At 63.1% G+C, this 19,947-nt stretch carries 16 protein-coding genes and 2 tRNA genes; 8 read left to right on the top strand and 10 right to left on the bottom strand.

Going from position 1 to position 19,947, the window contains the following annotated elements:
• Positions 1 to 67: 67 nt before the first annotated feature.
• On the bottom strand, positions 68 to 1,987 hold the full coding sequence (locus ACZ9XP_RS14665; RefSeq protein WP_147688972.1) for a radical SAM protein: 1,920 nt from the start codon (positions 1,985 to 1,987) through the stop codon (positions 68 to 70).
• A 145-nt stretch (positions 1,988 to 2,132) separates the two neighbouring features.
• Here ACZ9XP_RS14665 and ACZ9XP_RS14660 point away from each other — a divergent pair, with 145 nt between their 5' ends.
• Positions 2,133 to 2,504 carry a 5-carboxymethyl-2-hydroxymuconate Delta-isomerase gene (locus tag ACZ9XP_RS14660; protein WP_147688973.1) on the top strand — a complete coding sequence of 124 codons (372 nt, stop codon included), beginning with the start codon at positions 2,133 to 2,135 and terminating at the stop codon, positions 2,502 to 2,504.
• Between the two features lie 104 nt (positions 2,505 to 2,608).
• Positions 2,609 to 3,706 (top strand): PQQ-dependent sugar dehydrogenase, encoded by a 1,098-nt coding sequence (locus ACZ9XP_RS14655; RefSeq protein ID WP_147688974.1) that lies wholly within the window; start codon positions 2,609 to 2,611, stop codon positions 3,704 to 3,706.
• Between the two features lie 82 nt (positions 3,707 to 3,788).
• On the opposite strand, the gene udp is transcribed toward ACZ9XP_RS14655, so the two are convergent.
• The 3 genes from udp to ahpC all read right to left on the bottom strand — a co-directional run bounded on the left by udp (position 3,789) and on the right by ahpC (position 7,212).
• Positions 3,789 to 4,562: a uridine phosphorylase gene (udp, locus tag ACZ9XP_RS14650; RefSeq protein ID WP_147688975.1), complete on the bottom strand. Its 774-nt coding sequence runs from the start codon at positions 4,560 to 4,562 to the stop codon at positions 3,789 to 3,791.
• A 290-nt stretch (positions 4,563 to 4,852) separates the two neighbouring features.
• Entirely contained in the window at positions 4,853 to 6,427 is a 1,575-nt protein-coding gene (gene ahpF / locus ACZ9XP_RS14645; RefSeq protein WP_147688976.1) for an alkyl hydroperoxide reductase subunit F, read from the bottom strand.
• Between the two features lie 173 nt (positions 6,428 to 6,600).
• The gene (gene ahpC / locus ACZ9XP_RS14640; protein WP_465188668.1) at positions 6,601 to 7,212 is read right to left on the bottom strand and encodes an alkyl hydroperoxide reductase subunit C; all 612 of its coding nucleotides are present in this window, start codon (positions 7,210 to 7,212) and stop codon (positions 6,601 to 6,603) included.
• Between the two features lie 156 nt (positions 7,213 to 7,368).
• Between ahpC and ACZ9XP_RS14635 the strand changes: the two genes are divergently transcribed.
• Both ACZ9XP_RS14635 and ACZ9XP_RS14630 read left to right on the top strand, forming a co-directional pair.
• The gene (locus ACZ9XP_RS14635; protein WP_147688977.1) at positions 7,369 to 7,962 is read left to right on the top strand and encodes a hypothetical protein; all 594 of its coding nucleotides are present in this window, start codon (positions 7,369 to 7,371) and stop codon (positions 7,960 to 7,962) included.
• Positions 7,963 to 8,234: 272 nt separating this feature from the next.
• Positions 8,235 to 8,819, top strand: coding sequence for a hypothetical protein (locus tag ACZ9XP_RS14630; RefSeq protein ID WP_147688978.1), 585 nt, complete (start codon positions 8,235 to 8,237; stop codon positions 8,817 to 8,819).
• A 345-nt stretch (positions 8,820 to 9,164) separates the two neighbouring features.
• Here the strand turns inward: ACZ9XP_RS14630 and ACZ9XP_RS14625 are convergent, their stop codons facing one another.
• Entirely contained in the window at positions 9,165 to 11,159 is a 1,995-nt protein-coding gene (locus ACZ9XP_RS14625; RefSeq protein WP_147688979.1) for a site-specific recombinase, read from the bottom strand.
• A gap of 263 nt (positions 11,160 to 11,422) precedes the next feature.
• Positions 11,423 to 13,999, bottom strand: coding sequence for an ATP-dependent chaperone ClpB (gene clpB / locus ACZ9XP_RS14620; protein ID WP_147688980.1), 2,577 nt, complete (start codon positions 13,997 to 13,999; stop codon positions 11,423 to 11,425).
• Positions 14,000 to 14,146: 147 nt separating this feature from the next.
• On the opposite strand from clpB, the gene ACZ9XP_RS14615 reads away from it, so the two are divergent.
• Together ACZ9XP_RS14615 and mnmC are read left to right on the top strand one after the other, a co-directional pair.
• Positions 14,147 to 14,620 carry a hypothetical protein gene (locus tag ACZ9XP_RS14615; RefSeq protein ID WP_147688981.1) on the top strand — a complete coding sequence of 158 codons (474 nt, stop codon included), beginning with the start codon at positions 14,147 to 14,149 and terminating at the stop codon, positions 14,618 to 14,620.
• A 126-nt stretch (positions 14,621 to 14,746) separates the two neighbouring features.
• On the top strand, positions 14,747 to 16,744 hold the full coding sequence (mnmC, locus tag ACZ9XP_RS14610; RefSeq protein ID WP_147688982.1) for a bifunctional tRNA (5-methylaminomethyl-2-thiouridine)(34)-methyltransferase MnmC2/FAD-dependent 5-carboxymethylaminomethyl-2-thiouridine(34) oxidoreductase MnmC1: 1,998 nt from the start codon (positions 14,747 to 14,749) through the stop codon (positions 16,742 to 16,744).
• A gap of 69 nt (positions 16,745 to 16,813) precedes the next feature.
• Here mnmC and ACZ9XP_RS14605 read toward each other — a convergent pair whose 3' ends face one another.
• Positions 16,814 to 17,239 (bottom strand): acyl-CoA thioesterase, encoded by a 426-nt coding sequence (locus ACZ9XP_RS14605; protein ID WP_147688983.1) that lies wholly within the window; start codon positions 17,237 to 17,239, stop codon positions 16,814 to 16,816.
• 136 nt (positions 17,240 to 17,375) lie between these two features.
• Here ACZ9XP_RS14605 and ACZ9XP_RS14600 point away from each other — a divergent pair, with 136 nt between their 5' ends.
• Together ACZ9XP_RS14600 and ACZ9XP_RS14595 are read left to right on the top strand one after the other, a co-directional pair.
• Positions 17,376 to 17,951 (top strand): thymidine kinase, encoded by a 576-nt coding sequence (locus ACZ9XP_RS14600; protein WP_147688984.1) that lies wholly within the window; start codon positions 17,376 to 17,378, stop codon positions 17,949 to 17,951.
• On the top strand, positions 17,948 to 18,349 hold the full coding sequence (locus ACZ9XP_RS14595; protein WP_147688985.1) for a hypothetical protein: 402 nt from the start codon (positions 17,948 to 17,950) through the stop codon (positions 18,347 to 18,349). Before ACZ9XP_RS14600 ends, ACZ9XP_RS14595 begins: the two co-directional genes overlap by 4 nt.
• 97 nt (positions 18,350 to 18,446) lie before the next feature.
• Here ACZ9XP_RS14595 and ACZ9XP_RS14590 read toward each other — a convergent pair whose 3' ends face one another.
• The 3 genes from ACZ9XP_RS14590 to ACZ9XP_RS14580 form a co-directional block, all read right to left on the bottom strand.
• Positions 18,447 to 19,481 (bottom strand): adenosine deaminase, encoded by a 1,035-nt coding sequence (locus ACZ9XP_RS14590; RefSeq protein WP_465188667.1) that lies wholly within the window; start codon positions 19,479 to 19,481, stop codon positions 18,447 to 18,449.
• 115 nt (positions 19,482 to 19,596) lie between these two features.
• A tRNA-Ser gene (locus tag ACZ9XP_RS14585) sits at positions 19,597 to 19,687 on the bottom strand.
• Between the two features lie 61 nt (positions 19,688 to 19,748).
• Positions 19,749 to 19,839: transfer RNA gene (locus tag ACZ9XP_RS14580), tRNA-Ser, on the bottom strand.
• Positions 19,840 to 19,947: the final 108 nt, after the last annotated feature.

Here is a 19,947-nt window from a genome sequence, read left to right as displayed (position 1 = left end):
CGCCCTGTGGCAAAAAAATGCGGCCAACCTTTGCTGCAGGTTGGCCGCAGTATCAATAAAACCTCCATCAGCGCTGCGGGTGCAGTGCCTTGCTGATGAAATGGCGCGGCACGCGGCTGCGTGGCACGCGCATGTCGAACCACTCGCGCACGTCGGCATCCAGCCCGATACCGTGCATGTAGTTGTACAGTGCCTTGTTCAAGCCTCGGCCCAGGGTGTCGTGGTCGGTACCGGTGGGGTCGATGAAACCCACGTCGTTCTTGGCAAAGGTGACCTCGGGAAGCGGGATCAGCTTCACGCCGTACTCGTCCGGGCTTTGCCCCACCGGCGAGTGCACGGTACAGGCAAAGCGGTGGAAGAAGCCGCTCTGGATACAGCCGTTTTCGAACAGCTGGCGCACGTATTCCAGCGCGTCCACCGTGTCTTGCACCGTCTGGGTGGGGAAGCCGTACATCAGATAGGCGTGCACCAGAATGCCGGCCTCGGTAAAGCCCTGCGTCACACGCGCCACCTGCTCTACCGACACGCCTTTTTTCATCAGTTTCAGCAGGCGGTCGGACGCCACCTCCAACCCGCCGGAGATGGCAATGCAGCCGGATTCGGCCAGCAGCTGGCACAGCTCGGGGGTGAACGATTTTTCAAAGCGGATATTGCCCCACCACGATATCGACACCTTGCGGCGCAGCAGCTCTTCTGCCAGTGCGCGCAGCATCTTGGGCGGCGCAGCTTCGTCTACAAAGTGAAAGCCCGTCTGACCGGTTTCGGCAATGATGGCCTCGATGCGGTCTACCAGCGTGGCGGCGGACGCGGTTTCGTAGCGCGAGATGTAGTCCAGCGTGACGTCGCAGAAGCTGCATTTTTTCCAGTAGCAGCCGTGTGCCACCGTCAGCTTGTTCCAGCGGCCGTCGCTCCACAGCCGGTGCATGGGGTTGAGCATATCCAGCAGCGACAGGTAGCGATGGATAGGCAGGCCGTCCCAGGTGGGCGTGCCCACTTCTTCGAACGGGATATCGGCTTCCATCATGTTGATGTAGCGCACTGCGTCGCCTTCGCGCACATAGGTGCGCACCAGGCGGCTGACACCGCGCTGGCCCTGCAGGTGCTCGATCAGCGCCAGCAGCGGCTTTTCGCCGTCGTCCAGCGTGACAAAGTCAAAGTAATCGAACACGCGCGGCTCTTTCAGCTCGCGCAGCTCGGTATTGGCAAAGCCGCCGCCCAACGCGGTGCGGATATGCGGCCAACGTGCCTTGATGGTTTGCGCAATGCGGAACGCGGCGTACACCGAACCGGGAAACGGCACCGACAGCAGCACCAGGTCGGGCTGATGACGCTCTACCGCTGCCACGGCCAGCGCGGCCAACATGTCGTCTACCAGCGTGGGCGGCGCGGCCAGACCTTTGGCCAGCGGGTCGAAGGTGGGCTGGCTCATCGCCAGCGATTCGGCGTAGCGCACGAACTCGAAGCGGCTATCGGCGGCGTCGCGCACCACGTCGGCCAGGTCGTTCAGGTACAGCGTGGCCAGGTGGCGGGCGCGGTCGTAGCTACCCAGCGCGCCAAACGCCCAGGCCAGCGGGTCGCCACCGTACGGGTCGTCCGGGTCGACATAGTTTTCCAGCGCGGCAAAGCGCGCGCCCTCCGGCAGCAGGCCACGGCTGCAAATGCGGTGCGCCAGCGTGCTGTCACGCCCCTGCAAAAAGGCAATCACACGGTCGATGGTGGCCAGGTACTGGTCGAAATTGTCGACAAAAAAGCGCACCTGCGCGCTGCGTTTCTTGGGTGCGATGGCGTCGATGCGCTGGCGGATGGCCTGCAACCCATCGGTAGAAAACAGCTGCAACACCAGCGCCAGCGCCAGGTCTTCCTGCACCGCCGTCACCCCGCGCGAGCGCAAAAAGCCGGTGATATAGGCGGTGGACGGGTAAGGCGTATTCAGCTGCGTCATCGGCGGGATCAGCGATAACACGCGCACACTGGCGATCTGGGACATGGCGGGCTTCCGGTAACAAACGAAGGCGGGCAGCCGTGGCTGCCCGCAAAAACTGGCGCGATTGTCGCATGTTTTGGCCAGTTGTGGGCGCATGCGGCCACTGCGGTATCATGGCCACCCAAGCCCTTAGCCGATGCGACACGCCATGCCCCACCTTTATCTGGAATACAGCGACAACCTGGCCGGCTTCGACGCCGCTACCGCCCTGCAACAAGCTAACCTGTCACTGGAAGCCAGCGGCCAGTTCAGCGAAATCGACATCAAAAGCCGCGCCAGCATGGTGAGCTGCTATCAGATCGGCACCGCCCGCGACCCGCAGCGCGCCTTCATCCACGCCCGGCTGGCCATCCTGGAAGGCCGCACCGAGGCCGTACAGCAAACCCTGGCCCAACTGGTGCTGGACGCGCTGCTGGTGCACTGCCCCGCCGACCCGGCGCTGGACATACAGGTGTCGTGCGAGATCCAGCAGATCGCCCGCGCCAGCTACGCCAAACAGCACCGCCTGCCCCAGCACTAAAGCCCGGCAGGCACAAGGTGGCATGGTGTGCAGACCCATCACACACATCGCCATACCCAAATTGCCAGCAGCCCGCGTGCCAGCCACAGCCCATGGAGCCCGTCATGTATCGCTTTGCCCTGCTCTTGCTTGCCATGCCGGTTTTCGCCAGCGCGCAGACCGCGCCAGTGCGCACCGAGGTGCTGAACGACAGCCTGCACCACCCGTGGGCGCTGGCGTTTATCGACCAGGGCCGCATGCTGGTGAGCGAGCGGCGCGGCCAACTCTGGCTGCTGGACGCCAGCGGCCGTAGCGTCGCCCGGGTAGCCGGTGTACCGGCAGTGGATGCCGGCGGCCAGGGCGGCCTGCTGGACGTGGTGGCCGACCGCCGCTTTGCCGACAACCGCCAGCTGTATTTTTGCTACAGCGAGGCCGGCGACGGCGGCAACCGCACGGCGCTGGCGCGCGCCCGGCTCAGCCCCGATGGCCAACAGTTACAGGATGTCGCGGTGATCTTTCGCCAGCAGCCGGCAGTGGCCAGCCGCCTGCACTTTGGCTGCCGCATCGCCCAGCAAACCGACAGCACGCTATGGCTTACGCTGGGCGAACGCTTCAGCCGCATGCAGGACGCCCAGCGGCTGGACAACACGCTGGGCAAGGTGGTGCGGCTACGCCCCGACGGCAGCATCCCGCCGGACAACCCCTACGTTGGCCGCAGTGACGCGCTGCCCGCCATCTGGAGCCTGGGCCACCGCAACCCGCAGGGGGCCACGCTGGGCCCGGATGGCCAGCTGTGGCTGGTGGAGCACGGCCCGCAAGGCGGCGATGAACTGAACCGCCCGGCAGCCAGCAGCAACCAGGGCTGGCCGGTAATAAGCTACGGCCAGCAATACGGCGGCGGGCCAATCGGTGCCGGCCTCACCCGCCAGGATGGCATGGCGCAGCCGCTGCACTACTGGGTGCCGTCCATCGCGCCGTCCGGCCTGGCGTGGCTGACCAGCACGCGCTACGGCCAGGCGTGGCAAGGCAGCCTGTTTACCGGCTCGCTGAAATTCGGCTACCTGGCACGGCTAACGCTGCAAGGCCAGCGCGTGGTGGCGGAAGAAAAACTGGCGGTAAGCGACGGCCAACGCGTGCGCGACGTACGCCAGGGGCCGGACGGCCTGCTCTACCTGCTGACCGACGCGCCGCAAGGGCGGCTGCTGCGGCTACTACCGCGCTGAAACCACGCGCAAAACAAAAGCCCTGCTTCGACAGAGACAGGGCTTTTTGCAGCAGCAGCCAGGGTTGGCCGCCGTACACGGCTTACACCAGCTGGCGTGCCGCGGCGATAACGATGTCCACCGCGGTGGTTTCCGACGCCTTGATCTGCGTGCTATCGGGGATTTCCTGCTGCGTACGGTTCACCAGCACGCCCGCCACCATACCGGCGCGCAGGCCCATGGTGGCGCACATGGTCAGCAGCGTGGCCGATTCCATTTCGTAGTTCATCACGCCCATGGCCTGCCACTCTTTCATGCTGCCGGCAAACTGCTGCACCACGCGGCCACTGTAGGTGTCGTAGCGTTCCTGCCCCGGGTAGAAGGTATCGGACGACGCAGTGATACCCACGTGTACCGCCTGGCCGGCATCACGCGCGGCGTTCACCAGCGCGGTGGTGCAGGCAAAGTCGGCTACCGCCGGGTAGGCCAGCGGCGCAAAGTGCTGGCTGGCACCGTCCAGGCGCACCGCACCGGTGGTCACCAGTACGTCACCTACATTGATATGCGGCTGGATGGCACCGGTGGTGCCCACGCGCAGGAAGGTACGCACACCCAGCTGCGCCAGCTCTTCTACCGCAATGGACGTGGACGGGCCGCCGATACCGGTGGAACACACCACGATGGGCTTGCCATCGATATAGGCCAGCCAGGTAGTGAATTCGCGCTGGGTAGACAGGTGGCGCGGGTTGTCGAGCTTGCGGGCGATGCGTTCTACGCGTGCCGGGTCGCCCGGAATAATGGCCAGGGTAGCGCCCTCGAGCTGGGCGCGGGTCAGGCCCAGGTGGAATACATCGGATGGGGTATCGCCGTGGGACACGGGGTCTCCTCTCGTGAAAATGTGCAGCCCGCCGCAGCAAAACGACATGCGGCGGCGGGCCAGAAACAAAAAGCGTCATACCCGGCGGGCGGGTATGACGTGATGCGTCTTTTTACCTGAAGTTGGCCGCAAATTGAAGTGCTTTTTATCGGCTGACACCTTTCAGCCACAGCCTGCCGGCCAGCATGGCCGCGCTGCGGCCAACGTTGCACTATAGCCGCTGGCAATAAAAAAAACGCCCCGGGTAACAAGACCACGGGGCGCCCAAGGAGGCTTGATGCTTTATGCGCTCAGGCAGCTGGTGCGGTGCTGCGGATCAGGTGGTCAAACGCCCCCAGCGCGGCTTTCGCACCCTCGCCCATGGCGATGATGATTTGCTTGTACGGCACGTCGGTCACGTCGCCGGCGGCAAACACCCCTGCCACACTGGTGTCCTGGTGGCGGCCGGTAATGATCTCGCCACGGTTGGTGAGCTCGATGGTGCCTTTCAGCCAGTCGGTATTGGGCAGCAGGCCGATCTGCACGAAGATGCCTTCCAGTTCAATGTGGCGTGCGTCGCCGCTGACGCGGTCGGTGTAGGCCAGACCGTTGACCTTGCTGCCGTCGCCGGTCACTTCGGTGGTCTGCGCCTGCAGGATCACGGTGACGTTGGGCAGGCTGCGCAGCTTGTTTTGCAGCACGGCGTCGGCACGCATGGCGTCGCCAAACTCCAGCAGGGTAACGTGCGACACGATACCGGCCAGGTCAATCGCCGCTTCCACACCGGAGTTACCACCACCAATCACCGCCACGCGCTTGCCTTTGAACAACGGGCCATCGCAATGCGGGCAGTAAGCCACGCCCTTGTTGCGGTACTGCTGCTCGCCCGGCACGTTCATTTCGCGCCAGCGCGCACCGGTGGCAATAATTACCGACTTGGCTTTCAGCGTGGCACCGCTTTGCAGCTGTACCTCGGTCAGGCCGCTGGCGCTTTCGCTGGCGGTAATCAGCTTGCTGGCGCGCTGCAAGTTCATCACGTCTACGTCGTACTCTTTGACGTGCTGCTCCAGCGCCATGGCCAGTTTGGGGCCTTCGGTTTCTTTGACCGAAATGAAGTTTTCGATGCCCATGGTGTCCAGCACCTGGCCGCCAAAGCGTTCAGCGACTACACCGGTACGAATGCCTTTTCGGGCGGTGTAGATGGCGGCGGCCGCACCGGCTGGGCCACCACCCACTACCAGCACGTCAAACGCCTCTTTCTGTGCCAGCTTCTGGGCGTCGCGGGCGGCGGCACCGGTGTCGAGCTTGGCCACGATTTCTTCCAGCCCCATACGGCCCTGGCCGAATACTTGGCCGTTCAGGTACACGGTGGGTACCGACATGATCTGGCGGTCGGCAACCTCGGCCTGAAACAGCGCGCCGTCCACCATGGTGTGGCGGATGCCGGGGTTCAGCACGGCCATCAGGTTCAGCGCCTGTACGACGTCCGGGCAGTTCTGGCACGACAGCGAGATGTAGGTCTCAAAGGTGAACTCGCCCTGCAGGTCTTTTACCTGCTGGATCAGCTCCTGGCCCGCCTTGGACGGGTGGCCGCCTACCTGCAGCAGCGCCAGCACAAGCGAGGTGAACTCATGACCCATCGGCACGCCGGCAAACTGTACGCGCGGGGCGGCGTCGCCGGGGCGGGCAATGGTGAACGAGGGTTTACGGGCGTCCTGGCCGTCGAAGCGGGCGGCGACCTTGTCGGACAGGCTGGCGATGTCGGCCAGCAGGCCGCGTACTTCTTCGTCTTTGGCGCCGCTACCCAGGCTGGCAACCAGCTCGATAGGGTGTTGCAGATTGGCCAGATAAGCTTGCAGTTGGGTCTTGATATTGTTGTCCAGCATGGTGTGCTCCTTGGTAACGGGTACCCGGGAAAGCGGCTTCACAGTTGGCCGCAAGGGCGCTTTCCGCGGCACCCGGCAATGAATGTCGGGTGGAGACGAGGCTAGCCGGGAGAGGCCGGCCAACCTCGTTGAGGTGCCGTGCTGTCAGCCGGGGGCTGCAGCCTGGCGGTAAATCAGATCTTGCCTACCAGATCCAGCGACGGGGCCAGGGTGGCATCGCCTTCTTGCCATTTGGCCGGGCACACTTCACCCGGGTGGGCGGCTACGTACTGGGCGGCTTTCACTTTGCGCAGCAGCTCGGCTGCATCACGGCCCACGCCACCGGCGTTGATTTCCACGATCTGGATCTTGCCTTCCGGGTCGATCACGAAGGTACCGCGGTCGGCCAGGCCGGCTTCTTCGATCAGCACGCCGAAGTTGCGGGAGATCAGGTGAGTCGGGTCAGCCAGCATCGGGTACTGGATCTTCTTGATGGTGTCGGACGTGTCGTGCCACGCCTTGTGGGTGAAGTGGGTGTCGGTGGATACCGAGTAGATTTCCACACCCAGCTTCTGGAATTCCGGGTACAGGTCAGCCAGGTCGCCCAGCTCGGTCGGGCACACAAAGGTGAAGTCGGCCGGGTAGAAGAACACTACGGACCATTTGCCCAACAGGGTCTGGTCGGTAACGTCGATGAACTGGCCATTGTGGAAAGCTTTGCTGGCAAACGGTTTGATCTGGCTATTGATGATGGACATGTCGGGCTCCTTGGTTGCAGTGGTGTCGTTGTCGACAGGTGGAATCATGCTGCATTCCAATAGCCAAATCCAATTGAATGATTTTTTCGGATAGTTAGATTTTTTTTATCGCCATTTTAGGCCTCGGCAACCATGGTTTGGCGCTACCTGCCTATCACCTGCAACTTGTACGGGACTACCATGCGTTACGCTTTGACTTTATTCATGCTTTTAGCCTGCCTGCCAGCCATGGCCGCCTCCTCCCCTGCACTCGCCCCTGCCAGCACCAAGCCGGTCGCCAGCAAACTGCCTTTCATGGGGCTGGTCGCGGGCGAAACCCGGCGCGGCCAGGCCGAAGTGCTGTGGCAACAAAAACAAGCCACGGTTTACAGCCTGTTTCATGGCAATGCGCTGGAGCACTACCCGCAAAGCGGCGAACAAACCCTGGCCAACCTGCGAGTAGTAATTGCCGACATCCGCTCGCTACCCATGCCGGAGCTGGAAAGCGCACGTTTTGCCTTCTTTGATGACCTGCTTTACCGCATTAGCGCGACCTATCGCAGCGGTGTCACCTTCCAGCAGGCCCAGGAAAAGCTGGCCGCCAGCTACGGCCCGCCAGACTCGCCATCCAGCAGCAGTAGCCAGCAGCACGCCAGCTGGCAAAGAGGGGATGTCTGGCTGACGCTGATGGCGCAGATCAACGGCCAGCTTGTCTTGCAGCTGGAGCACATCACGCTAGCGCGCAAAGTGCGCACCTCGAACACGGAAACCTACGCCGCCTATATTCGTGCCAAGCAGCATTACGTTACCCTGCCCTGACCGCCTCACTGCCCCCGCGGTGCCCCGGGCCACCGACCCGGTGTACCGCGCTGCCGCTCAAACAGCCCGGTTTTGTCGCCGGCGCACCACAATGAAATACATAAGCAAGTCAATGACATGGCTATTTTTCAAGCAAACACCGCCATGACGTACAACAGCTCGAAAGCAATACCTATTGCATAGTCAGCCATCCCTCCCGGTGCGTTGCAGCAAAAAAACCACCGTGACCCTTGTATACTGCCGGCATGCAACCCCAAGGCAACCCCGCTACCATGCCGACGATCAGACTTGCCTTCTGGCTCACCCTGCTCTGCCCGACCCTGCCGTGTCTGGCGCAAACCAGCTTGCCGCTATTCGGGCTCCTGCCTGGCAACCACACGCGAGAGCAGGTGCAGCAAGTGGTACAGGCACAGCAGGCCCGTATAACAGGCGAGTTTTATGGCAATGCGCAAGATGCTTTTCTGGCCATCAGGCCGGAAAACATCCCCAACAAACGGGTGATCGTCATGCACGTCGAAGGCATGCCCGATAGTGGCACCGCACACCTGCAAATGGCATTTCTGGACGAAACGCTCTACCAGATACGCTTCGACTACCCGCCAGGCACCCCCACCGACCCGACCTATCAGGACCTGACCCGCCGCTATGGCCAAGCTGCCGGGCACAGCAGCAGCCAGGCTTCGGCCTATAGTTGGCCGCAAGGCGCCTATACCGTCACTCTGCAAAAGCAGCTGGCCGGCAGCTACGCACTGATCTGGCAACACAATGCCCTGGCACGGCAGGTCGCCACCAGCAACACCGAGGCCTACGCCGCCCATATCCGCAACAAAAGACGCACGACAGGCACGTTCCCCTAGCCTGTGGTAGCAGCTGCCATGGCATGACGTGATGCGTGCCAGAGGGGAGAACACAGAATTCAATATCGGGCATGGCGTTTATTGCATAGGGTTCTATAAATCAAACATCTCCCGCTGCATGTTTCTCCTCTCCGTACCCGGAGTTATGCCCGCCACCCAGGCGGGTTTTTCTTGGCTACGCCTGCCCGCCACCGCGCTAACGCAACGACGCCAGGCCCAGCAAGGCCTAGCCCACGTGCAGCCCCCCAACGCCATACCCACCGCGCTGAACACCCCGGCAGGCGGCGCAAGAAAAACGCCCCCGGCCGGCAAGCGACAGAGGGCGTGGCAGACAGGCATCGCCGCTTAACTGGCGGACGTATCCTGTACCGCGTCTTTGGGCGGGATGAAAAAGTCTTTCGGCTTCTGCCAGAAGCGCCGCGCCAGCGCCGGCAACAGCGGCAGCGCGTCGGTGCCCTTGAGCTTGCGCGAGCGGAGCGCCACCCATAGCGCCAGGGTAAAGCTCACCAGCAGGTTGGTCATGCCGATCAGCAGCACGCCGCCTACCGACCACAACACCAGCGGCAGCGGTATCAGGTAGTCGTAGGTCACCGCCGCATACGACAGGTACGCCGACGAGAACGTAATGTGGCGGATATCCAGCGGCAAGCCCAGCAGGAAGCCGATGGTACCGGTTACCCCCAGGAACAGGCCAAAGTAAAAATTGCCGGCCAGGCCACCCAGGTTGTGTTCCACATAATGCGCCAGACGCCGCGTGCGCGCCTCGCCCAGCAGGCGGTTCAGCCACGGCAGTGCGGCCAACCTTTGCGGAATCTGGCGATAGATAGCCAGGTTGTCGTAGTAGCCGGCGATCAGCCCGGCCAGAAACAGGTACACCCCGGCAATGGCGGCGTGGAAGATGGCCAGGCTGTGCACCGGGTCCAGGTCAGCCAGCAGGTGCGCCGCCTTGTCCGTATTGACGACCGGCGCACCGGTAAACGCCTGCCAGCTCACCGCAATCAGCCAGGCTACCGGTATGGCCGCCAGCACATTCCCCAGAATGGCGACAAACTGCGTGCGCATCACCTTGGCCACCAGCTCGGCCAGCTGAGGCATATCGGGCTTGCCGCCCGACTCGTGGATCACCGCGGCAATGCGCGCGGCCGTCATGGCTGGCTGCTTGGTAGCGATGGTGAAGTGCAGCACGTGCACCAGCATGAAACCCAGCGCGTAGTTCAGGCCAAAGGCCAGCGCTTCCCAGACCAGCGGTAGATGCATCTTGGCCAGCAGCAACTTGATCAGTGCCATAAAGCCCACAATCACACCAGCACCGATGGCAGCACTGGCCATGTCTTTCCACTGTTTGCGGTCTTCGGCAATGTAGTGCTCGCCGTGGCGGCCAGCGTGTTCGGTGACCTGGCGCGCCAGCATTTCGGTATTGCTGGTAAACACGTCACGCACGCTGAAGCGGCGGTTTTCGGCACGTACCAGCTCTACCAGCAGGGTAAACAGCGTGCCGTTGGCCGCCGGGCTGCTGTCGGTATCCAGCAAGGCCAGCAGGGTGCGCAAGCGGCCAATATGCTGGCCCAGGCGTATCAGGTGGTAAGTCAGGCTAACCGACACACCACGCTCGTGCGCCACCTTGCGCAGGCGGGCAATCAGCTGCTCGCACTGCTCCAGCAGTACCAGCATGTGCTTTTCGTCTTCCGGCTGGCAGGCCGGGTCTACCATGGCCTGACGGGCCGATTCCACATAGCGCATGGCTTCGGAAGCCAGGTGCAGGAACGGCGACTCGAAGCGCTCGATGTCGGGGTAAACACGCACCAGCTCCGGCTCCAGCCCGATAGCGGTAATGCGCGCGGTCAGCACCTGCACCGCCTCCAGCAGCTGCTGGCGAACCGGGTTGGCCGCAGCGGCCGGCAGCTCACCCCAGGCCAGCGCCTGCCACAGCTCCAGCCATACATCCTGCGCCACAGCGCCTACCCAGCGGTAGTCTTCCGGGTGGCTGAAAATCAGGCCGAACTGGTCGGCCAGGTGGTGGGAAGAACGGGCCGGCGGCAGCAGGCGCTCGCCAATACGGCGCTTGATGGCGGCAGAGAACGGCTCGTTGGATAACAGCCCGGTATCGGTATACAGCTGCACCTGGCGGGTGGTGGCCAGCAGGTCGAGAATGGCACGGCGCAGGCCGTCGCGGTAATCGGGGTGGCGGCTAAGCAGATAGGTCAGCGCGCGCAGGTTGCTGGTGGCCTGGACAAAATCGCCGGCGTCGTCGGGGCGCAGCGTGGCCAGCAGGCTGGCCAGCGGGGCGACCGCGCTGTCGGGGCTCTGGCGCTGCGCCAGGGTTTGCAAAAGTTGATCCATGCACCTTCCTGAAACGGTTGTCGTTATGCTGGTGGGGCAGCGCAGCCTGCGGCGGCTACAGCGCCCAGACTGACGCGAAGCCGCCCGGCTGGCAAGCCGGATGTGGCAGCGCATCAGTACAATGTATTTTTATGACCACCGTACGGTCGTCGAGGTTCCTTTTCGACAAAACCATCGGCACAGGGCTGGCGTATGAAAAACGGCCAACCTGGCTAGCAGGTTGGCCGCAATCCATTCAGGCCGCGTACCCGGCGCTACGGCGCTCAGGCAAAGCGCAGCCCGCCGCCGGCCACCTCTACCATCACGGTAGACTTGGGCGGGTACTTGCCAGCCAGAATCGCCTTGGCCAGCGGGTTTTCGATCTCGCTCTGGATGGCGCGTTTCAGCGGCCGCGCACCGTATACCGGGTCGAAGCCGGCTTCGGCAATCAATGCCAGCGCGTCGTCGCCTACCTGCAGGCTGATATCCAGCTTGGCCAGGCGTGCTTCCAGCCGCTTCAGCTGGATGCGGGCGATCGACTTGATCTGCGCTTCGCCCAGCGCATGGAATACCACCAGCTCGTCGATGCGGTTCACAAACTCGGGGCGGAAGTGCGATTTCACCTCGGCCATCACCGCCAGCTTGATCACCTGATAGTCGCTATCGGCCATGTTCTGGATATGCTGGCTGCCCATATTGGACGTCATCACGATCACGGTGTTCTTGAAGTCCACGGTACGGCCCTGGCCATCGGTCAGGCGGCCATCGTCCAGCACCTGCAGCAGCACGTTGAACACATCCGGGTGGGCTTTTTCCACCTCATCCAGCAGAATCACGCTGTACGGTTTGCGGCGTACCTGCTCGGTGAGCATGCCGCCCTCCTCGTAACCCACATAGCCAGGCGGCGCACCGATCAGGCGGGATACCGAGTGTTTTTCCATGTACTCGGACATATCGATGCGAATCAGGTGCTCTTCGCTATCAAACATGAAGCCCGCCAGGGCTTTGCACAGCTCGGTCTTGCCCACGCCGGTGGGGCCCAGGAACAGGAAAGAACCGTACGGGCGGTTGGGGTCGGCCAGGCCGGAGCGCGAACGGCGGATGGCATCGGCCACCGCGTTTACCGCCTCGTTCTGCCCTACCACGCGCTGGTGCAGCGCACTTTCCATCTGCAGCAGTTTTTCACGCTCGCCGGTAAGCATCTTGCTCACCGGAATACCGGTCATGCGCGATACCACCTCGGCAATTTCCTCGGCACCGACCTGGGTGCGCAGCAGACGGTTGGGTTTGGTCTCACCGGTATCGGCGGCCTCGGCGTCTTTCAGCCGCCCTTCCAGCTGCGGCAGCTTGCCGTACTGCAGCTCGGCCAGTGCTTGCCAGTCGCCACGGCGCTTCAGCTCTTCGATTTCGAGCTTTACCTGCTCGATTTCTTCCTTGATGGCCTGGCTGCCCTGCTGGCTGGCTTTTTCGGCCTTCCAGATTTCTTCCAGGTCAGCGTAGTCGCGCGACAGGCTGTCGATTTCCTCCTCGATCAGCTGCAGGCGCTTTCTGGAAGCTTCGTCGCTTTCGCGCTTGACGGCCTCGCGCTCGATCTTGAGCTGGATCAGGCGGCGATCCAGTTTGTCCATTTCTTCCGGCTTGGAATCCAGCTCCATCTTGATCTTGGCAGCGGCCTCGTCAATCAGGTCGATGGCCTTGTCCGGCAAGAAGCGGTCGGTGATGTAGCGCTGGCTCAGCTCGGCAGCGGCCACGATGGCCGGGTCGGTGATGTCTACACCGTGATGGATTTCGTACTTTTCTTGCAGGCCGCGCAGGATGGCAATGGTGTCTTCCACGCTAGGCTCGTCTACCAGCACTTTCTGGAAACGGCGCTCCAGCGCGGCGTCTTTTTCGATGTACTTGCGGTACTCGTCCAGTGTGGTGGCGCCCAGGCAGTGCAGCTCGCCGCGCGCCAGCGCCGGCTTCAGCATATTGCCAGCGTCCATGGCGCCTTCGGCTTTGCCGGCGCCCACCATGGTGTGGATTTCGTCGATGAACAGAATGATGCTGCCTTCGTCTTTGGCCACATCATTGAGTACCGCTTTCAGGCGCTCTTCAAACTCGCCACGGAACTTGGCACCGGCAATCAGGCCGGCCATGTCCAGCACCAGCAGCTTTTTGTGCTTGAGGCTTTCCGGCACTTCGCCGTTGACGATGCGCTGCGCCAGGCCTTCCACAATAGCGGTCTTGCCCACGCCGGGCTCGCCGATCAGCACCGGGTTGTTCTTGGTACGCCGCTGCAGCACCTGGATGGCGCGGCGGATTTCGTCATCGCGGCCGATCACCGGGTCCAGCTTGCCCTGGCGCGCGCGCTCGGTCAGGTCCAGCGTGTATTTCTTCAGCGCTTCACGCTGTTCTTCGGCGTCGGCGCTATCCACGCCATCGCCACCGCGCACCGCATCCACCGCCGCCACGATGGCCGATAGTTGGCCGCCGTGCTGTTTCAGCAGGCGGGCGGCCTCGCCTTTGTCTGCGGCCAACACCAGCAGGTACAGCTCGCTGGCGATGAACTGGTCGCCGCGCTTGGTGGCGGCCTGGTCGGTGAGGTTTAGCAGCTTGCCCAGCTCGCGCGACACGGTGATGTCGCCGTCGCCACCGCTGACTTTAGGCAAGCGCGCCACACTGTCACGCAGCGCGGTCTTGAGCGCGCCGACATTGGTCCCGGCACGCGCCAGCAGGCTGCCCACGCCACTTTCGGTGTCGTCCAGCATGGCCAGCAGCAGGTGCTGTGGTTCGATGAAAGCATTATCCGCTGCCAGCGCCAGGCTTTGGGACTCGGCCAGGGCCTGCTGGAACTTGGTAGTGAGTTTGTCGAAACGCATGACAGCCTCCTTGGCAATAAATATCCGATGCCAACTAGCTGGGGCAAAAGCGTCTGCTTTTCAAGGTTCACATTGCCGGCTTTTTGCCTAACATCAAAGAGCTAGCCATGGCTGTTAAACCATCTCCTATCAAGACATGGGGGTAATATGAAAACAAAACTACTGACAGCCATGCTGCTACTGGGCTGTAGCAGCGCCATGGCAGATACCTCGCTACTGGTGTTCGGGGCATCGCACCACGGCAGCTGCGATAGCACGCGCTACCGCTGCGACCTGAACAACAACAACCCCGGCTTGGGGCTGGAGCTGGCCGAGCCTATGGTGGACTACAGCCTTTTTGTTCGTGGCGGCAGCTACCGCGACTCGGTCCGCGAAACGGCTTATTTTGTGGCAGGTGGCGGGCGCACGGAATGGGAAATCAGCAACAACATGGTGGTGGGTGCCGGTGTGATGGTGGGCTACCTGAACGGCAGCGGCATGCACGGCCTGGCCGGGCTGCCTTTTATTACGGTAGGCGGCAAGCTGCTGCAGCTGGAGATCGGCTATGTGCCGGAGATCCACTGGAAAGACCGCATGATGCCAGCCACCACCACCTTCAACCTGCGCTGGCAGATAGACTAGCCCGCCACACCGGCATGCCGGCACGAATGCCGGCTTTTTGCATTGCAGCATAGGCGCTTTTCCTGCAAGCAGGCATACTATGCACCATCTCGGATTCACCCCGTGCCTATGGCACCAGGCAACAGCATGACTTCACCTCTTCACCCCGCCCGTCTGGACTGGAGCACCGGCCTGCCGATGTCGGCCGACTATGGCGATGTGTATTTCTCGCGCGATAGCGGCCTGGCCGAAACCCGCCACGTGTTTGTCGATAACAACAACCTGCCACAGCGTTTTGCTGCACTGCAAAGCGGCGAGCTGTTCACCGTTGGCGAGACCGGGTTTGGCACCGGCCTGAATTTTCTGGTGGCGTGGCAATGCTTTCTGGCCCATGCCCCGGCCGGGGCACGCCTGGCTTTTGTCAGCACCGAAAAACACCCGCTCTCCCCTGCAGACATGCAGCGTGCGCTGGCCATGTGGCCAGCGTTGGCCGCAGAGGCCACCGAGCTGTTGCAACAGTACCAAACGCTGGCACCCGGCTGGCACCGCTTTGTGCTGGCAGCAGGGCGCATCACGCTCACCCTGCTGGTAGGCGACGCGCTGGCCACCCTTCCCGAGCTGGATGCGCGGGTGGATGCCTGGTTTCTGGATGGCTTTGCGCCGTCACGCAACCCCGACATGTGGCAGCCTGCGCTGTTTGAACAGCTGGCGCGCCTGAGCAAACCCGGCGCCACACTGGCCACCTTTACCTGCGCAGGCGTGGTACGGCGCGGCCTGGCCGAGGCAGGTTTTGCAGTAGAAAAAGTCCCCGGTTTTGGCAGCAAGCGGGAAATGACGCGCGGCCAGCTTGCCAGCGCCCCCGCCAGCAGCTGGCAAGCGCCCTGGTATGCACGCCCGCAGCTGCCCGCCCAGCTGGAGCGCACCGCCATTGTGGTAGGGGCCGGCATTGCCGGTGCCAGCATTGCCTACAGCCTGGCCGTGCGCGGCTGGCAGGTGACGGTAGTAGACCGCCACCCGGTACCGGCCAACGAAGCGTCGGGCAACCCGCAAGGCGTGCTGTACACCAAGCTGTCGCCGCACTTTACCCCGCTTACCCAGCTGATTTTGTCCGGCTACGGCTACAGCCTGCGCACCCTGGCCGCCAGCCTGCCGCAAGGCGACGACACCTGGCGCCAGTGCGGTGTACTGCAGCTGGCGCACAATGCCGAAGAAAGCAAACGCCAGCACGGCCTGGCCCTGGCTGGCCTGCCGCACGGCATTCTGCACGCGGTGGATAGCGAACAAGCCTCGCAGCTGGCCGGCATCGCGGTAGACCTGCCCGGCCTGTATTTCCCCCAGGGCGGCTGGCTACACCCACCTGCGCTGGTGCGCCGCCTGCTGGACCACCCCAACATCACCCTGCGCCTGGCTACCGCCATTACCGAGCTGGCACAAAACCCGGCCGACCACAGCTGGGTCGCCATGGATAGCGATGGCCCCATGGCCATTGGCGGGATCGCCGTGCTGGCCACCGCCAACGAAACGGTACAGTTCGACCCGACCTTCTACCTGCCGGTAAAACGCATTCGCGGCCAGGTGTCGGTGGTGGCCGCCACGCCAGCCAGCCACGCACTGAAAACCGTTATCTGCGGCGAGGGCTATATTTCGCCGGCACGCGGCGACACCCACTGCATGGGCGCCACCTTCAAGTTTGATACCAGCGACACCCAGCCTTGCGCCAGCGAGCACCAGGAAAACCTGGACATGCTGGCGCAAATGAGCCCGGCGCTGCACCAGGCACTGGGCGGCGACAGCCTGAGCGCCAGCCAGTGCAGCGGCCGCGCTGCGCTGCGCTGCACCAGCCCGGACTACCTGCCCATGTGCGGCGCCATTGTGGACCGCGAAGCCTTCAACGACCTGTACGCCCCGCTGGGGCGCGATGCCTCGCTGAAACTGAGCCAGAGCGCGCCCGAGGTCACCGGCCTGTTTGTCAGCACCGCACACGGCTCGCGCGGCATGGTCACCGCCCCGCTATGCGGCGAGGTGCTGGCCAGCCTGCTGGACAACGAACCGGCGCCGCTGCCCAAACCCATCATGGACGCCATCCACCCCAGCCGCTTTTTGGTGCGCGACATCATCCGGCAGAAGCTGCGCGAGCGCGACTGACTCCATAACCGCCACAAAGCAAAAGGCGCCACTCATGCGAGAGGCGCCTTTTTCATGCCGCGGCCTGCGTCAGGCCTCGGCCCCGGCGGCGCGTAGCCGCTCGCGGATAGGCTCGGGGATGGACACCGACTTGCCTGCCTGGTAATCCACCCACACCAGCGTGGCCTCGCCCACTGCGTACACCGTGCTGTCATCGCCCTGCAGATAGAAATGATGGCGCAGCGTCAGGCTGCTGCGGCCAACCTTGACCACAGCGGTGGTAACCACCACGGTAGCCGGGTAGGACAGCTCGCGCTTGTAGGTACAGCTGGTACTGCCCAGCACCGGGCCGATACCGGCCGGGTCGATGGGAAAACCCATGGCATCCAGCCATTCCACACGGATCTGCTCCATGTAGCGAAAATAATAGGTATTGTTCAGGTGCCCTACCGCGTCCATATCGCCCCAGCGCATGGTAATGGTACGGCGGTCCAGCAAAGGCAGAGTCTTATCCATGGTGTCCCTTTGTGTGCAATGCAGCATCATGATAACGGCCCGCTTCCGTAAACGTAAGTAGCCAGCACAAACGCACTGTTCGCACACCCCGCCCCGCTTGGGCTAAAATGCCAGCCCCTTACGTACGCACACGCCCATGGCCAAACTTTTTTACCGCTACGCGGCGATGAATAGCGGCAAGAGCACCCAGCTTTTGCAGATCGCCAATAACTACGAAACCATGGGCAAGGCCGTACGGCTGTACACCGCCGCCATCGACGACCGCTACGGCGTGGGCAAGATCACCTCGCGGCTGAATATCCAGCGCGACGCGCTAACCTACGACGCGGCCTTCGACTTTCTGGCGCAAGACTACCAGGGCATCGCCTGCGTGCTGATCGACGAAGCACAGTTCCTCAGCAGCCAGCAGGCGCAGCAGCTGCACCGCCTGGCGCACACCCGCCACGTACCGGTGATCTGCTTTGGCCTGCGCAGCGACTTCAAAGGCGAGCCCTTCCCCGGTGCCGCCTGGCTGCTGGCGCTGGCAGAGGACATCGAAGAGATCAAGACCATCTGCACCTGCGGGCGCAAAGCCACCATGCACATCCGCGTAGACGGCCAGGGACAGCGCCTGCAAGAAGGGCCGCAAGTCGATATCGGCGACGACACGCGCTACCACGCCGTGTGCGCCAAATGCTTTTATCAGGGCCACGCCCGGGAAGACACACCATGAGCAAACCCCGCCAAGGCGGCAGCAAGCCCGCCCCCGCCAGCGCCGAGCGCCAGGCGGCCGACAAACGCCACGCCCGCGCCGAGGCAGCGTGCCACACCGTGCTGCAGCTGTTTGCCAGCCTGGAAGAAGACAACGCCTGGCAAGCCTGCGAGATGGCCATGAAATACGGGCAAATGGCCGCTGTATATGCGCGCAAAATCCGCAATGGCCGCGTTATCAGCGCACCAGACTTCAACGCTGCGGTAGAGGTCTGCACCAGCGCCCGCCGCGCCCTGCGCAGCCTGGACGCCGAGCTGGTCTTTGCCGGCCACCCGCGCCAGGCCGAGCTAGCCGAGGCCGCCCGCCAGAGCTACCAGGTATTGCTGGACCACCACCAGCTCACCAAGGGCAAGGCCTGAGCCACAATCGGCACCCGGCCTGAGCAGCCCCGCAAAAGCACAAGGCCACGGCATTGCCGTGGCCTTGTTGTTTTACGACGCCTACCCTGGCGCTAAGTCAGCCCGCCTGTGCCGCCTGCCACTGCGCATGGATGCGGCCAACCTCGCCCAGCCAGTGCTGTTTATCGGCTGCCGGCAGCCAGCTGGCCTCGAAACTGTTGTTCACCAGCTGCACCACCTCTGCCGCCGTCAGGCCCAGCGCCTCGCGGCAGGCGTAGAAGTTCTGGTTCAGATAGCCGCCAAAATACGCCGGGTCGTCCGAGTTCACCATGGCCGCCAGGCCGGCCTGCAGCATGCGGCGCAGCGGGTGCTGGCTCAGGTCCGGCGTGACCTGCAGGCGCTGGTTGGACAGCGGGCACACGGTCAGCGGCGTGCGGTCTGCGGCCAACCTTTGCACCAGGGCGTCGTCTTCCAGGCTGCGTACACCGTGGTCGATGCGGCATACCTGCAGCAGGTCCAGCGCTTCGCTCACATACGCGGCCGGGCCTTCTTCGCCGGCGTGCGCTACGCAGGGCAAGCCCAGCGCATGGCAGCGGGCAAACAGGCGGGTAAATTTGGACGGCGGGTGGCCCAGCTCGCTGGAATCCAGCCCGAAACCATCGATACCGGCCAGATACGGCTCGGCCTGGTCCAGCACGGCCATGCCGGCTTCTTCGCTCAGGTGGCGCAAAAAGCTCATGATCAGGCGCGAACTCATGCCCCACTGCGCCTGCGCCGCGTCCAGCGCACGGCGAATGCCGTGGTAAACGGTGGCAAAGGCAATGCCGCGGTCGGTGTGCGTTTGCGGATCGAAAAAGATTTCAGTGTGCACGATGCAGTCAGCGTGGGCGCGCTCGAGGTAGGCCCAGGTCAGGTCGTAAAAGTCCTGCTCGGTTTGCAGTACGCCAGCACCGGCGTAGTACAGATCCAGAAAGGACTGCAGGCTGTCGAACTGGTAAGCGGCACGCAGCACGTCGATGCTGGCATACGGCAAGCTGATGCCGTTACGCTCGGCCAGGGCAAACATCAGCTCCGGCTCCAGCGTGCCTTCAATATGCAAGTGCAGCTCGGTTTTGGGCAGCGCCGCAATCAGCGCGTCTACGGGGTGGGTCATGGCGGGCTTTCTGCAAGGTGGGCCGCAATGCGCGGCGCGGTCATTCGTGATAGCCCCTGCCAGCACCGGCAGCAAAGCAAAAAGCCCCGCGCTAGTGCGCAGGGCTTTTTGATTCTGGCGGAGAGGGGGGGATTCGAACCCCCGTCAGGGTATTACCCTGAACACGCTTTCCAGGCGTGCGACTTAAGCCACTCATCCACCTCTCCAGAATAGTTTGCTTGCAGCCTCGGCTGCGGCAATCTCCGGCAGGGCGCAGATTGTAAATACTGGCGGAGAGGGGGGGATTCGAACCCCCGTCAGGGTATTACCCTGAACACGCTTTCCAGGCGTGCGACTTAAGCCACTCATCCACCTCTCCAGATGGCTCTTTTCGACCGGCCTTGCGGCGTTTTGTCGTCAGAGGCTGCGCATTCTAGTGAAGCCCCCCTGCCTTGGCAAGCTTTTTTACAAAAAAATGCATACCTCC

This window comes from Vogesella perlucida (assembly GCF_979366545.1).
Note: the sequence above shows the minus strand (reverse complement) of the source record. Positions and strands in the feature narration are given on the sequence as shown.

Bases quoted from the DNA above. Each gene is read 5' to 3' on its own strand.
- ACZ9XP_RS14660 (WP_147688973.1), top strand. From the start codon at position 2,133: ATGCCCCACCTTTATCTGGAATACAGCGACAACCTGGCCGGCTTCGAC.
- ACZ9XP_RS14635 (WP_147688977.1), top strand. From the start codon at position 7,369: ATGCTTTTAGCCTGCCTGCCAGCCATGGCCGCCTCCTCCCCTGCACTC.
- ACZ9XP_RS14665 (WP_147688972.1), bottom strand. From the start codon at position 1,987: ATGTCCCAGATCGCCAGTGTGCGCGTGTTATCGCTGATCCCGCCGATG.
- ACZ9XP_RS14630 (WP_147688978.1), top strand. From the start codon at position 8,235: ATGCCGACGATCAGACTTGCCTTCTGGCTCACCCTGCTCTGCCCGACC.
- ahpC (WP_465188668.1), bottom strand. From the start codon at position 7,212: ATGATTCCACCTGTCGACAACGACACCACTGCAACCAAGGAGCCCGAC.
- ACZ9XP_RS14590 (WP_465188667.1), bottom strand. From the start codon at position 19,481: ATGACCCACCCCGTAGACGCGCTGATTGCGGCGCTGCCCAAAACCGAG.
- clpB (WP_147688980.1), bottom strand. From the start codon at position 13,999: ATGCGTTTCGACAAACTCACTACCAAGTTCCAGCAGGCCCTGGCCGAG.
- ACZ9XP_RS14655 (WP_147688974.1), top strand. From the start codon at position 2,609: ATGTATCGCTTTGCCCTGCTCTTGCTTGCCATGCCGGTTTTCGCCAGC.
- ACZ9XP_RS14605 (WP_147688983.1), bottom strand. From the start codon at position 17,239: ATGGATAAGACTCTGCCTTTGCTGGACCGCCGTACCATTACCATGCGC.
- ACZ9XP_RS14600 (WP_147688984.1), top strand. From the start codon at position 17,376: ATGGCCAAACTTTTTTACCGCTACGCGGCGATGAATAGCGGCAAGAGC.
- mnmC (WP_147688982.1), top strand. From the start codon at position 14,747: ATGACTTCACCTCTTCACCCCGCCCGTCTGGACTGGAGCACCGGCCTG.
- ahpF (WP_147688976.1), bottom strand. From the start codon at position 6,427: ATGCTGGACAACAATATCAAGACCCAACTGCAAGCTTATCTGGCCAAT.
- ACZ9XP_RS14625 (WP_147688979.1), bottom strand. From the start codon at position 11,159: ATGGATCAACTTTTGCAAACCCTGGCGCAGCGCCAGAGCCCCGACAGC.
- ACZ9XP_RS14615 (WP_147688981.1), top strand. From the start codon at position 14,147: ATGAAAACAAAACTACTGACAGCCATGCTGCTACTGGGCTGTAGCAGC.
- ACZ9XP_RS14595 (WP_147688985.1), top strand. From the start codon at position 17,948: ATGAGCAAACCCCGCCAAGGCGGCAGCAAGCCCGCCCCCGCCAGCGCC.